General features: G+C 62.3%; 13 protein-coding genes. 11 read left to right on the forward strand and 2 right to left on the reverse strand.

The window, feature by feature from the left end; all coding sequences use genetic code 11:
- Nucleotides 1–41 precede the first annotated feature (41 nt).
- From nuoI to KIO76_RS18475, 9 genes are all read left to right on the forward strand, one after another.
- Nucleotides 42–530, forward strand: coding sequence for an NADH-quinone oxidoreductase subunit NuoI (gene nuoI, locus KIO76_RS18435; RefSeq protein WP_110374011.1), 489 nt, complete (start codon nucleotides 42–44; stop codon nucleotides 528–530).
- A gap of 95 nt (nucleotides 531–625) precedes the next feature.
- On the forward strand, nucleotides 626–1,234 hold the full coding sequence (locus KIO76_RS18440) for an NADH-quinone oxidoreductase subunit J (RefSeq protein WP_213324603.1): 609 nt from the start codon (nucleotides 626–628) through the stop codon (nucleotides 1,232–1,234).
- A gap of 11 nt (nucleotides 1,235–1,245) precedes the next feature.
- Nucleotides 1,246–1,554 (forward strand): NADH-quinone oxidoreductase subunit NuoK, encoded by a 309-nt coding sequence (gene nuoK / locus KIO76_RS18445; protein WP_213324604.1) that lies wholly within the window; start codon nucleotides 1,246–1,248, stop codon nucleotides 1,552–1,554.
- Between the two features lie 7 nt (nucleotides 1,555–1,561).
- A complete protein-coding gene (gene nuoL, locus KIO76_RS18450; RefSeq protein WP_213324605.1) occupies nucleotides 1,562–3,589 on the forward strand; it encodes an NADH-quinone oxidoreductase subunit L in 2,028 nt (675 codons plus the stop codon).
- Nucleotides 3,589–5,100, forward strand: coding sequence for an NADH-quinone oxidoreductase subunit M (locus tag KIO76_RS18455; protein WP_213324606.1), 1,512 nt, complete (start codon nucleotides 3,589–3,591; stop codon nucleotides 5,098–5,100). The genes nuoL and KIO76_RS18455 overlap by 1 nt, the downstream gene beginning before the upstream one ends.
- A gap of 12 nt (nucleotides 5,101–5,112) precedes the next feature.
- Nucleotides 5,113–6,552, forward strand: coding sequence for an NADH-quinone oxidoreductase subunit NuoN (nuoN, locus tag KIO76_RS18460; RefSeq protein WP_213324607.1), 1,440 nt, complete (start codon nucleotides 5,113–5,115; stop codon nucleotides 6,550–6,552).
- Between the two features lie 2 nt (nucleotides 6,553–6,554).
- On the forward strand, nucleotides 6,555–7,358 hold the full coding sequence (locus KIO76_RS18465) for a biotin--[acetyl-CoA-carboxylase] ligase (protein ID WP_213324608.1): 804 nt from the start codon (nucleotides 6,555–6,557) through the stop codon (nucleotides 7,356–7,358).
- Between the two features lie 247 nt (nucleotides 7,359–7,605).
- Nucleotides 7,606–9,273 carry a ribonuclease J gene (locus KIO76_RS18470; RefSeq protein WP_213324609.1) on the forward strand — a complete coding sequence of 556 codons (1,668 nt, stop codon included), beginning with the start codon at nucleotides 7,606–7,608 and terminating at the stop codon, nucleotides 9,271–9,273.
- Nucleotides 9,274–9,369: 96 nt separating this feature from the next.
- On the forward strand, nucleotides 9,370–9,630 hold the full coding sequence (locus KIO76_RS18475; RefSeq protein WP_249729644.1) for a DUF1467 family protein: 261 nt from the start codon (nucleotides 9,370–9,372) through the stop codon (nucleotides 9,628–9,630).
- Nucleotides 9,631–9,769: 139 nt separating this feature from the next.
- Here the strand turns inward: KIO76_RS18475 and KIO76_RS18480 are convergent, their stop codons facing one another.
- Nucleotides 9,770–9,985, reverse strand: a complete 216-nt coding sequence (locus KIO76_RS18480; protein ID WP_213324610.1) for an AsnC family transcriptional regulator — start codon at nucleotides 9,983–9,985, stop codon at nucleotides 9,770–9,772.
- Between the two features lie 198 nt (nucleotides 9,986–10,183).
- Nucleotides 10,184–10,393, reverse strand: coding sequence for a cold-shock protein (locus tag KIO76_RS18485; protein ID WP_213324611.1), 210 nt, complete (start codon nucleotides 10,391–10,393; stop codon nucleotides 10,184–10,186).
- Between the two features lie 471 nt (nucleotides 10,394–10,864).
- Between KIO76_RS18485 and KIO76_RS18490 the strand changes: the two genes are divergently transcribed.
- Complete coding sequence (locus KIO76_RS18490; RefSeq protein ID WP_213324612.1) at nucleotides 10,865–11,614, forward strand: SOS response-associated peptidase; 750 nt, start codon at nucleotides 10,865–10,867, stop codon at nucleotides 11,612–11,614.
- 89 nt (nucleotides 11,615–11,703) lie between these two features.
- A complete protein-coding gene (locus tag KIO76_RS18495) occupies nucleotides 11,704–12,357 on the forward strand; it encodes a DedA family protein (RefSeq protein ID WP_213324613.1) in 654 nt (217 codons plus the stop codon).
- Nucleotides 12,358–12,560 lie beyond the last annotated feature (203 nt).

A 12,560-nucleotide genomic window follows, 5' to 3' on the forward strand; every position in this document is an offset into this window, starting at 1 on the left:
TAAGGCGCGATCCTCGCGCCAATTGGAGAATGGAGCCAGTCATGGGGCTCGATCAGGCCGCAAGGTCGCTATTCCTGAAGGAGTTCGTATCGGCGTTCTTCCTGTCGATGCGGTATTTCTTCAAGCCTAAAGCGACCTTGAATTATCCCTTCGAGAAGGGAGAGCTGTCGCCGCGCTTCCGCGGTGAGCACGCATTGCGTCGGTATCCCAACGGCGAGGAGCGCTGCATCGCGTGCAAGCTCTGCGAGGCGATCTGCCCCGCGCAGGCCATCACCATCGAGGCTGGCCCGCGCCGCAATGACGGCACTCGTCGCACGACCCGTTATGACATCGACATGGTGAAATGCATCTACTGCGGCTTCTGCCAGGAAGCCTGCCCAGTGGACGCCATCGTCGAGGGGCCGAATTTCGAATTCGCCGTGGAGACCCGCGAGGAGCTCTACTACGACAAGGAGCGGCTCCTGGATAATGGGGCTCGTTGGGAGCGCGATATCGCGCGCAATATCGCCAGCGACGCGCCTTATCGCTGATTGTTTTTCCCGCCGTTTTCCCCATCGGGCGGCTGCCGGGCATGACCGGCCAAGCGCGATGACGGAGCGACGAACCACCGCACGGGGCAGTGCCTATGACGGGGCAAGCTTTCTTCTTCTATCTCTTCGCCGGGGTGTGCATCGCCTCCGCCTTCATGGTGATTGCGTCGCGCAATCCCGTGCATGCGGTGCTGTTCCTCATTCTGGCCTTCGTCAACGCCGCCGGGCTCTTCATGCTGATGGGCGCGGAATTCCTGGCGCTGATCCTGGTGGTCGTCTACGTCGGCGCGGTCGCGGTGCTCTTCCTCTTCGTGGTCATGATGCTCGACGTCGACTTCGCGGAATTGCGTGAAGGCTTCCTCAGCTACCTGCCGATCGGCGCGCTCATCGGGGTCATCTTCCTCGTCGAGCTCGTCCTCGTCGTCGGTCTCTTCTCGATCGACCCGGCCAGCATCAGGCCCGCGGTGGTGGCGACGGCGACGGACGTGTCCAACATCCAGGCCATCGGCCAAGTGCTTTACACGCGCTACTTCTTCTTCTTCCAGGCAGCCGGTTTCATCCTGCTGGTCGCGATGGTCGGCGCCATCGTGCTGACGCTTCGCCACAAGCCGAATATCAAGCGTCAGGACATCTCGGCGCAGGTAGCGCGCAACAAGGCGTCGGCCATGGAAGTCCGCAAGGTGCCTTCGCGGCAGGGCGTATAAGGGGGCCGGCAATGACCATCGGGCTTGTTCACTATCTCACCGTCGCGGCCGTCCTCTTCACCCTCGGGGTGTTTGGCATCTTTCTCAATCGCAAGAACGTCATCGTCATTCTGATGTCCGTGGAGCTCATCTTGCTCGCGGTGAACATCAACTTCGTGGCGTTCTCGACGCATATGGGCGACGTCGTCGGCCAGGTATTCGCACTATTCATCCTGACCGTTGCCGCGGCGGAAGCGGCCATCGGCCTTGCCATTCTGGTCGTCTACTTCCGCAACCGCGGCACGATCGCGGTTGAAGACATCAACATGATGAAGGGCTGACGGCGCGATGTACCACGCAATCGTCTTCCTGCCTCTGGTGGGTTTTCTGATCGCCGGCATCTTCGGCAAGAAGATCGGCGCGCGCGCCAGCGAGGTCATTACGACATCGCTGCTTGCCGTCGCCTGTGCGCTGTCCTGGGTCGCCTTCGTTCGTGTCGGCTTCTACGGCGAGGCCGCTCAGGTCAAGGTCGCGAGCTGGATCGTTTCCGGCAGCTTCAGCGTCGACTGGGCCTTCCGCATCGACACGCTGACGGCCGTAATGCTGATCGTCGTGACGACCGTTTCCATGCTCGTGCACCTCTATTCGATCGGCTATATGCACGAGGATCCGGCCCGGCCGCGCTTCTTCGCTTATCTCTCGCTGTTCACTTTCGCCATGCTGATGCTGGTGACGGCCGACAACCTGCTGCAAATGTTCTTCGGTTGGGAAGGCGTCGGTCTCGCGAGCTACCTGCTGATCGGCTTCTGGTATGAGAAGCCCTCCGCGAATGCCGCAGCCATGAAAGCCTTCATCGTCAACCGCGTCGGTGATTTCGGCTTCCTCCTCGGCATCTTCCTGTTGTTCGTGCTGTTCGGCACGGCGTCCTTCGACAGCCTGTTCCCGCGGGTCGGCGAGCTGGCTGAAGCGAAGTTTCACATCTTCGGCCATGACTACCATGCGCTGACGGTGGCATCGCTCCTCCTGTTCATGGGCGCCATGGGCAAGTCGGCGCAGTTCCTCCTGCACACCTGGCTGCCCGACGCGATGGAAGGCCCGACCCCTGTGTCGGCGCTGATCCACGCCGCCACCATGGTGACGGCAGGCGTGTTCATGGTCGCGCGGATGTCGCCAGCCTTTGAATATGCGCCGACGGCCCTTACGGTCGTCACGGTTATCGGCGGCATCACGGCCTTCTTCGCGGCGACCGTCGGCCTCGTGCAGAACGACATCAAGCGCGTGATCGCCTATTCGACCTGTTCGCAGCTTGGCTACATGTTCGTCGCGCTCGGTGTCGGGGCCTATTCGGCCGGCGTGTTCCACCTCTTCACCCACGCCTTCTTCAAGGCGTTGCTGTTCCTGGGCGCGGGCTCCGTCATCCACGCGATGCACCACGAGCAGGACATGCGCAACATGGGAGGCTTGAGGCGCTACATCCCGTTCACAGCGGCGATGATGACCATCGGCAATCTTGCGCTCACGGGTTTTCCCTTCACGGCAGGCTATTTCTCGAAGGATGCGATCATCGAGGCAGCCTATGCCTCTCATAATCCCGCGGCTGGCTTCGCTTTCATCGCGACCGTCATCGCGGCGCTGATGACCTCCTTCTACTCCTGGCGCCTCTATTTCATGACCTTTGAGGGCAAACCGCGCTGGGGTGAGCACGCAGCGCATGATCATGGCCATCACGCCCATGGTCATGACGACCATGCCCATCACCACGACGATCATGGTCACGCCGATCACGGGCACGGTCATGGCCATGATCTGAAGCCGCATGAGAGCCCGCTCGTCATGCTGATCCCCCTGATCGTTCTGGCGGTCGGTGCCCTCTTGGCTGGCTTCGTGTTCAAGTCCTATTTCATCGGCGAGAACTATGACGCCTTCTGGAAGGGCGCACTCTTCACCGGCCCGAACAACCACATCCTGCATGAAATGCACGAAGTGCCGACCTGGGTTGTCTGGTCACCCTTCGTGATGATGATGCTGGGCTTCGTGCTGGCGCTGTGGTTCTACATCATCAATCCGCGCATTCCGGTCAGCCTCGCGCAGTCGAACCCGATCCTGTACCGCTTCCTGCTGAACAAGTGGTACTTCGACGAGATCTACGACTTCCTCTTCGTGCGCCCTGCCAAGTGGCTCGGCACCTTCCTCTGGAGGAAGGGCGATGGCTGGCTGATCGACGGCTTCGGGCCTGACGGCGTGTCGGCGCGGGTCATCGACGTCACCAACCGGGTCGTGCGGTTGCAGACCGGTTATGTCTATCACTACGCCTTTGCCATGCTCATCGGGGTGGCTGCCTTCGTGACATGGTATCTGGTCGGGGGAGCGCATTGATGTTCGGCTTCGGCATTCTCTCCGGCCTTCTCATCCTGCCGCTTATCGGCGCGGCCTTCATCGCGGTCCTGCGCGGTGATGAGGAGGCAGTCGCCTCCAACGCGCGCTGGGGCGCGCTGATCACGACGATCATCACGCTCCTCCTGGCGCTCTATGCCTGGAGCCGGTTCGACGCGTCGAACCCGGCCTTTCAGCTCGTAGAGACCCATCGCTGGCTGTCTGATGCCATAGCCTTCAAGCTCGGTGTCGACGGCTTTTCGATGCCATTTATCGTCCTGACGGCCTTCCTGATGCCGTTCTGCATCCTGGCGTCGTGGCACTCGATCCATCACCGGGTGAAGGAATATTTTGTCGCCTTCCTGGTGCTCGAGACGACGATGATCGCGGTCTTCGCCGCCGCCGATCTAGTCCTGTTCTACCTCTTCTTCGAGGCGGGCCTCATCCCGATGTTCCTGATCATCGGCATCTGGGGGCATGACCGCCGCATCTATGCGAGCTTCAAGTTCTTCCTCTACACGCTGCTCGGCTCGGTACTCATGCTGCTTGCCGTGCTCGCGATGTACTGGGACGCTGGCACCACCGACATCGCGACGCTGCTGACGCACAAGTTCGCGCCGTCCATGCAGACCTGGTTGTGGCTCGCCTTCTTCTCCTCGCTCGCGGTGAAGATGCCGATGTGGCCGGTGCATACCTGGCTGCCCGACGCCCACGTGGAAGCGCCGACGGCGGGATCCGTCATCCTCGCCGGCATCCTGCTGAAGATGGGCGGCTATGGCTTTATCCGCTTCTCCCTGCCGATGTTCCCCGACGCATCGGCCTATTTCGCCCCGCTCGTCTTCGCCCTGTCGGTAATTGCCATCGTCTACACTTCGCTGGTGGCGATGATGCAGGAGAACATCAAGAAGCTGATCGCTTACTCCTCCGTGGCGCATATGGGCTTCGTGACGATGGGCCTCTTCAGCATGACGGAGCAGGGCATCCAGGGCGCCATGTACCAGATGGTGAGCCATGGTCTTGTCTCGGGCGCGCTCTTCCTCGCGGTCGGCGTCGTCTATGACCGGATGCACACGCTGCGCATCGATGCCTATGGGGGCCTTGTGGAGCGTATGCCGCGCTACGCTCTGGTCTTCATGATCCTTACGATGGCGAATGTCGGACTGCCTGGCACCTCCGGCTTCGTCGGCGAGTTCCTCACCCTGATGGGGGCCTTCCGGGCCAACCCGTATGTGGCGATCATTGCGGCCACCGGCGTGATCCTCTCGGCTGCTTACGCGCTGTGGCTTTATCGTCGGGTGGTGTTCGGCAAGCTGGAGAAGCCGAGCCTCAGGACGATCACGGATCTCGATACCCGCGAGATTGTCATGTTCGTTCCGCTCGTCCTCCTGATCATCTGGTATGGCGTGCAGCCGCACGGCATTCTGGAGGCCTTCGCTGCGTCCACGGACAATCTTCTGCGCAGCACCGAGGCCGCGCTCGCCGGCGTCAAGACCGCCGCCTTCCTTTCGCATTAAGGCATAGAACCGATGGCACCGCTCTTCCCAGCCTTCAGTGTGGTCCTGCCAGAATTCATTCTGGCAGCGGGTGCGCTTGCGCTCGTTCTGATCGGCGCCATTCGCGGCGAGCGCTCCAACGGGCTCGTCTCGGCTCTCGCGGTGGCCTTGATCGCCGCCGCCGGCGTTGCGGTGGCTCTGCAGGGTGGTGAGCGCGCGGAGGCCTTCGGTGGCTCCTTCGTCGTCGACAATTTCGCGCGCTTCATGAAATTGCTGGCGCTGGTCGGTTCGGCTGCCGCGCTTCTCCTGGCGCGTGACTTCTTCCGGCGCGCCAGGCTCGATCGTTTCGAGTACCCGATCCTCGTGGTCCTCGCGACGCTCGGCATGATGATGATGATCTCGGCGAATGATCTCATCGCGCTCTATCTCGGCCTCGAGCTGCAGAGCCTCGCGATCTACGTCATCGCCGCCTTCGACCGTGACAACGCGCGTTCGTCGGAAGCTGGCCTCAAATACTTTGTCCTGGGTGCGCTCTCCTCGGGCATGCTGCTGTACGGTTCCTCCCTGGTATATGGCTTCACGGGGACGGTTTCCTTCCCCGGCATTGCCGCGGCGCTCGCGGGCGGCCATGGTGGCACGGGCCTCATCTTCGGCCTCGTCTTCATTGCCGCAGGCCTTGCATTCAAGATCTCCGCCGTTCCATTCCATATGTGGACACCGGACGTCTATGAGGGTGCGCCGTCCCCGGTCACCGCCTTCATGGCCAGCGCGCCGAAGGCGGCAGCCATGGCGCTCATGGTGCGGGTCTTTATCGGAGCCTTCCCCGACATTATCGGTCAGTGGCGCCAGATCATCGTGTTCGTGGCGATCGCCTCCATGGTGCTCGGCTCCTTCGCCGCCATCGGCCAGCGCAACATCAAGCGGCTCATGGCCTATTCGTCGATCGGTCACATGGGCTACGCCCTGGTCGGCCTCGCGCCGGGCACCGCCAACGGCGTGCAGAGCGTGCTCATCTACATGGCGCTCTATCTTGCCATGACGCTGGGCAGCTTCGCCTGCATCATCGCGATGCGCCGCGAAAGCGGGCAGGTCGAGACGATCGATGATCTCGCGGGACTGTCGAACAGCCAGCCGGTGCTCGCCTTCCTGTTCGCGATGCTTCTCTTCTCGCTGGCCGGAATTCCGCCGCTCGCGGGCTTTTTCGCCAAGCTTTATGTCTTCGGTGCTGCCATCGAGGCCAAGCTCTATGGCCTTGCCGTCATTGGTGTGCTGGCGAGCGTGGTGGGTGCCTTCTACTACCTGCGCATCATCAAGCTGATGTATTTCGATGAGCCGAAGGCCGGCGCCTACCAGCCGATGGCGCCTGAAGTGCGCTTCGTGCTTGGGGTGTCGAGTGTCGTCGTGATCCTCTTCTGGCTCGCACCGGCGTCGATCGTGGCAGCCGCTTCCGCGGCAGCGAAGTCTCTCTTCTGAGTATGCCGTTCAGCCTCGGGCAGGAGGCCCGTGACGCAGGCTTCGGACTCGCCGCGTTCGAAAGCCTGGGCTCGACCAATGTCGAAGCAATGGCCATGGGCAGAGCCGGCCTGACGCAGCCCACCTGGGTTGTCGCGCGCCAGCAGACTGCGGGCCGGGGTCGGCGTGGTAATGTCTGGGCCAACGTGTCCGGCAACCTCGCGGCTTCGCTCGTGATGGTCACCGACGTGACGCCCGCTGTCGCGGCCACATTGGGCTTCGTTGCTGGGATAGCGCTTACGGATGCGGTTACCCATATTGCCCCCTATTTCGATAGCGGTTCAGCAGGTGGGAGACGCCTGCTCCTGAAATGGCCCAACGATGTGCTCGGCGATGGCGCGAAGCTGGTGGGCATCCTTCTTGAGAGCGAGCAGCTTGCCGACGGGCGCCGGATCGTCGTTGTCGGGATTGGTGTCAATGTCGCGATGGTCCCCGATGGTCTGCCTTACAAGGCAACCTCTTTGTCGTCCCTGGGCGCGGCCGTAACCGCTGAAGACGTGTTCACCGCCCTGACGGACAGTTGGGTCCGCACCGTCGCGCTGTGGGATGAGGGCAGGGGTATCGGGGCCATTCGCACCCGCTGGTTGAAGCGCGCAGCCGGGCTTGGAGCTGACGTAGCGGTGCATATCGGGCGAGAAATCGTGCGAGGCACCTTTGAAACCATCGACGACTCAGGCCAACTCATCATACGAAGGGCAGAGGGGGGCACGGTGGCGGTTGCTGCCGGTGATGTCTATTTCGGTGTCGCGGCCACAGCAAAAGTGTAATAGGAACGTAGCGCTGCTTTCGGTCACAGCATTTCGATCAGCCCCTCACACTCAAGGCTCGCCCCCGCGGTGGGTCGTGCCGCGCTTCGTTTGTGACACGCGGCATCATGCCGGCTTCGCGCATAGTCTGACGAACCCTAGGTTTCAGCGAGCTCAGATTCAGGCGTCTGCCGCTGTGCGGCGGGGCGTGGAAACCCGCGTTCATCATGCGCGGGTTTCTCATCGTTTTAGGGAAGGGTAGGAGGGTATGGCGCCCCGCAACGACAGCTTGGTCTTCGCAGCCCTCGGCGGGCTCGGTGAAATCGGCATGAACCTGAGCCTCTATGGTTTCGGCCCCGAGAACCGTCGCCAGTGGCTGATGGTCGATTGCGGAGTGAGCTTCGCGGGCGAGGACGTGCCTGGCGTCGATCTTGTCCTGCCCGACATCCGTTTCATCGAGGAAGAGCGCAAGAACCTCGTCGGCATCGTGATCACCCACGCCCATGAGGATCACATCGGCGCGATAGCGGATCTGTGGCCGCGGCTGCGTGTGCCTGTCTACGCCACGCCATTCGCGGCCGGCCTTCTGGAAGCGCGCCGCCTCTCCGAGCCCGGCGCGCCGAAGGTTGAAATCCATGTCGTGCCGCAGGGCGGCCGTGTGTCTCTGCCGCCGTTCGACTGCGAATTCATTCCTGTCGCTCACTCCATCCCAGAGGCCTGCGCGCTCGCCATCCGCACGCCGCTTGGCCTCGTCGTGCATTCCGGCGACTGGAAAATCGACCCGACGCCGCCGCTCGGCCTGCCCACCGACGAGGCCCGCTTGCGGGAGCTGGGGGAGGAAGGCGTGCTCGCGCTCGTCTGCGATTCCACCAACGTGCTCCGCGAGGGCATCAGCCCGAGCGAGGCGGATGTCGCCGCCACGCTTGCCGAAATCATCAAGACATCGCCCGCGCGTGTCGCGGTCACGACCTTCGCCTCGAATGTCGCGCGTCTCCATGCGGTGGCGCGGGCGGCGGCTCTCGCCGAACGCGAAGTCGTCGTGTTCGGCCGGGCGATGGAGCGCGCGCTCGATGTGGCGGGGGATTGCGGCTACCTTGAGGGCCTGCCGCCGTTCCGGTCGCCGGATGTCTACGGCTATCTGCCGCGTGACAAGGTGGTCGCCCTTCTCACAGGCAGCCAGGGCGAGCCACGCGCGGCGCTCGCGCGGGTGGCTACGGACAGTCATCCCGACATGACGCTGGCGCCAGGGGACCGGGTGATCTTTTCGTCGCGCACGATCCCCGGCAACGAGCGTTCGGTCAATCGCATCATCAATAGCCTGGCCCAGCGCGGCATTGAGATCATCACTGACCGCAATCACCTCGTCCATGTCTCCGGACATCCACGGCGCGGGGAGCTCGAGGCTCTCTACGGCTGGCTTAAGCCTCGGATCGCCATCCCCGCCCACGGCGAAGCCCTGCATCTGACCGAGCATAAGGATTTCGCCCGCGCCATGGGCGTGCCGGAGGTGTTGCGGCCGATGAATGGGGACGTCGTGCAGCTGGCGCCGGGCAAGCCTTCCGTGGTCGATCAGCTGCCGGTGGGGCGGGTGTACAAGGATGGAACGGTGCTCGTCGACAGCGGCGAGACTGTGGTGCCGGAGCGCCGCCGCCTATCCTTCAGTGGCGTGGTCACCATATCCTTGGCGCTGGATTCCAAGGGCGATATTGCCGCGGACTCGCAGGTCTCCTTCAGCGGGCTGCCGGAAGCCTTTGGCGCCGACACCACTGTCGAGCTAATCGCCGACGCGATCGCCGACGTGCTCGATGGTCTGCCCCGCGCCAAGCGCCGCGACCCGGACAGCGTGGCAAAGGCGCTCGAGCGCGCCGTCCGTTCGGAAATCCAGCATGCCTGGGGCAAGAAGCCCACCTGTCACGTGCATATTCTTGCCGTATAGGAAGAGAGGACTGCCTGCTGCCCGAGCGGTAGCGGGGAAGGCAGGCCGTGCCAATGCTGGCCGCTCAATGGGCGATGAGGGAGGATCCGCACCGGAATGTTGGAAGACTATATGCCGATGTCGACGATCACCGGATCGCTGGCGCTGTTCTTCATCATCTGGTGGACCACGCTCTTCGCGATCCTGCCGTTCTGGGTCCGAAGCCAGGCCGAAGACGATGGGGAAGGCATACCGGCCGGAACCGAACCCGGCGCCCCCCAGCATCCTCAGCTCCTGCGCAAGATCCTCGTCAACACGGCGGTGTCGATTCTGGTCTTCGTTGTCGTGAGCATCATTGTGAACAGCGTCGACCTTTGATGCCAACACTTATGCAAATGGCCCCGTCACAGACAGGGCCAAAATCAGAGAAGTCGTAGCAAACGACGCGGATGCCCGATGAGTAGAAGCTCGCTCGGCCAAGCCGACGGCTGGTTTCTATGTCCGGCTATTCAGCGTTTCAAGCTGGGCGCAGAGCGCATTGGTCAGGCGCCAGGCCGAAGCGATCGGCCAGATGCCAGCGTAGCTCGCGTGAGGAGCGATAGCGGTAACTGCGATCGATGAGATGGCTGAGATCCTGCCGACGTCCGGCCGTGTCGGTCCAAAGCTTGTCGACGGTAAAGCTGTCGCCGACGCGACGGCTTGCAACGCGCCGCGGCGCGAAGATGAAGTTCATTATGTTATCCTTTGTTATTGGGTCTTGCCGACCGGTCGTCGAATATGAGCAAACCGGCGAACCGGTGGGGCTGAGCACAGCCTTGCTCGATAATCTAAACCTGGGACGAACTCCCACCTTCCGGTGTCACCACCTGAATGGGAACATCTGTCAGGCTGGACGGCCCGAAATCGGGCCGCCCGAGATCCGTAAGTAGGCTCAGGAGGCCTGAAGGTTGACAGCAGCTTCCTTGCCGGTGCGCCGATCAGCCTCAACCTCGTAAGAGACCTTCTGTCCCTCGACGAGTCCGACCAGACCCGAACGCTGCACCGCGGAGATGTGGACGAAAACGTCCTTGCCGCCATTGTCAGGCTGGATGAAGCCATAGCCCTTCTGATCGTTGAACCACTTTACAGTACCTGTCGCCATAGAAAGTCCTTTCGGCCATGGGTAAACGCCGGCAGCCACATCCGCTGACCGTCGAACTCTGTCGATTTGGAGAGGTAGTCTGAAGGAGCACGCCGCTCGGCGAAAGCGAATAAGTGCATCCGTCCGGCCCATCGTCCGGTCAACATCGTGCAACATATGTAAGCGGAAATGCGTCTTTTGGCAAGATGGCAGGCGGTGCCCCCTCGTGGGTGCGAAAAAATATCAGCGGTTTCAAGATGTTGCAGCAACAGAGGGAGGCTGCTTCACGCATCCTCAAGCCTTTGAAGAGATAGCTATAGGCTGGTCTCCTATCCGCATGGCGTCCGCCGGCAGACGGTGCGAGAGAGTACAGGCTTGCGGACGGGCGAACGATCATCGCTCGTCGCCCCATCTCCTCCAGATCGTTAAAGGCACCGGCTGATGCGCGTTGGTACTGGATTGCCGCCTACGGACATGCTCTAGTGGCCGCCCATGTGCGGTCGCATCATCCAGGCCAGCGAGCCGGAACTTCTTGCCCTGGGCATTCTGAACGCGGTTGTCGACGGGACGTCGTCCCGCGTGAAGCCGCGCTACAATGGGGCGCCTGGCCAACCACTCTGGGTTGTGCGGGAGAATCCGCAGACCGGTGAGCGCAGACTGGATCTCCTCCGCTGGGGGCTGATCCCATCCTGGTTGCAGGATCCCGCGGGCGGCCGCCGCCCCATCAACGCCAAGGCGGAAACGGTTCACAGTCTCACAAGCTTTCGCGCGGCCTTCGCGCGAAGGCGGTGTCTCGTGCCGGTGGACGGGTTCTTCGAATGGCAAGCCATTCCGGGAATGCGGACGAAGCAACCGCATGTTATCGCCATGCGCGATTCTGCGCCCTTCGCTCTCGCGGGTATCTGGGAGAACTGGCGGCATCCCACTAATGGATGGATGCGCACGTTCTGCGTCCTGACGACGGAGGCCAACGCGTGCATCAACCGAATTCACCACCGTATGCCGGTGATTATCGGCCCTGAGGGATACGATCGGTGGCTATCTGCCCACGAGACAGATCCGCGCGATATGCTCCGGCCATATCCCGCCGAGGCGATGACGCACTGGCCCGTATCCCACCGCGTCAACACGCCGGCCAACGATGATGCTGCGCTGCTGCACGCCGTCGACGTTCCGCGTGCCCCAGATAACGAGCGGGAAGAAAGGGATCTTCTATCGTCTCTCGCGTCACACGTAGGCTGAAACCGACCTATCGTTAAACCGCGAGGTCAAGCGAGGAGCCCGCTATCGTGATAGCCAGCACTTATCGATATCGCCGCGAAAGCTGACACGTGGATCATTTTTTTGCCTCGTTTGAACCATTTTTGCGCGCCCACGGCACGCCGGTGGTTGGCCTCGTCCTGTTTTTTGAATCGCTCGGTCTTCCGCTTCCGGGCGAATCCCTTCTTGTCGCGGCTGGCGTGCTGGCGTCGCGCGGCGACCTCTCCCCAACCTGGCTTTTCGTCTACGCTTGGCTCGGGTCGGTGCTTGGGGACAACGTGGGCTATCTCCTCGGGCGCCTCGTCGGACGTGGGGTGCTGCTGCGCTACGGCGGGCGGGTGGGGCTCACCGAGGAACGCTTCTCACGGATCGAGGCGGTCTTCGGCCAATACGGCCCGGTCGCCGTCATGTTCGCTCGCTTTTTCAATATTCTCAGACAGTTGAATGGCGTCGTAGCGGGTGTCGCCGGAATGCCATGGCGGCGCTTTCTGCTCTTCAATGTCATTGGCGCGGGGTTGTGGGTTCTCGTGTGGGGCGGGGGAGCTCTCCTGTTTGGCCGCCACCTGAGCCATGTCGGCGTGTTCCTCCACAGGATCGGCCCGTGGGGCGCGAGCGGGCTCGCGCTTGCCGTCATCACCATCGTTGCCGGCGTCCTCTGGATGATGCGGCGGCGCTCGAACGGCAGGGAACGCACCGACAAAGCGTCGTCGGGACAGGAGAACTGATGTCGGCGGGCGGGGACGTCAGCCTAATTTGGCTAGCGGGCCAGGACTGATCGTGTCATGCTTTTGCCGTATTTGGGCGTGCTCCTGATAGGCGCGTCTTGCGTAGATGCATTTGATTCCTCATCGAATGCAGAGACGCCTCAAGGATTTGTTATCCGCCTGGCAAGTTTGGGCTGTCGGATTGGCCGGTGTTTTGGGCTTTC

The sequence above is a fragment of the Chelatococcus sp. YT9 genome, assembly GCF_018398315.1.
GTDB lineage: Bacteria > Pseudomonadota > Alphaproteobacteria > Rhizobiales > Beijerinckiaceae > Chelatococcus.